The 827-nt window shown below is 27.9% G+C and carries 1 protein-coding gene; it reads left to right on the top strand.

Translation table 11 applies throughout. The features are described from left to right. Positions 1–293: 293 nt before the first annotated feature. Positions 294–827 (top strand): hypothetical protein (locus CHF27_RS13955; RefSeq protein WP_147294104.1); only part of this gene is annotated, 534 nt, incomplete at its 3' end.

Raw genomic sequence — 827 nt, 5'->3', positions numbered from 1 at the left:
CTCATATACTTAGTCATACTGTCTAATAGCTTATATCCTACAATATCTTTTATCTCATGTCTTGTTTTACCTTCACTTTGAAGTTGCAATATATAATTAACTTTATCTATGATAATCACCCCTCAAATCATATTGATGACAATTGTCATCAATAAATTATATCATATACTACAGTCTTATTCACTCAATAGCAGAATCTAATCAAGGCTTTATGTTTTACATATTTTACCTTGCATATGATATAATTTTGAATGTAACAAATTTATTTTAAATATTATGAAAGGAGTGTTTTTATGACACAAACATTTAGACCTATACAAACTAATCTAGATTTAGGAAGTGACTTCCTAACACCTTATCTAGCCTATTTTTCAGGTGGATTATGTGTTGGTGAAACTATTAATGTTAATGATAATAAATACTGGGTTTGCCTAGTTAGACATAATCCCCCTCTACAGTATAGTGAATTAGAACCTCATTTAAATAAAGTTCAATCTATAGCTTCTCATATTAGCAAACAAAATTCTATATTCATGAATGATTATTTTCCAGGTATAGTAAGTGCTGAACATGGAAGGGCCTTATTTTCATCTGGCAAGAAAGGTTTCTTAACATTATTTAAAGAACTTGGAGATTATGATTTAGATACTTTTGTTAGAGATATTCACGATAGTCTAGTTAATTCAAGTGTTACTGTTTTAAAAAGTTTTATAATAGGAATATTTGATACAAAGGGTTCTTATGATACAACACTAAAAAAAATTGCTGTCGATGTTAGAAGTGAAGTAACAGCTAATCTAATTATGGAAGTTCTAGATATATTAAAT

It is taken from the genome of Romboutsia maritimum (assembly GCF_002251085.2).
Lineage (GTDB): Bacteria > Bacillota > Clostridia > Peptostreptococcales > Peptostreptococcaceae > Romboutsia_B > Romboutsia_B maritimum.
Note: the sequence above shows the minus strand (reverse complement) of the source record. Positions and strands in the feature narration are given on the sequence as shown.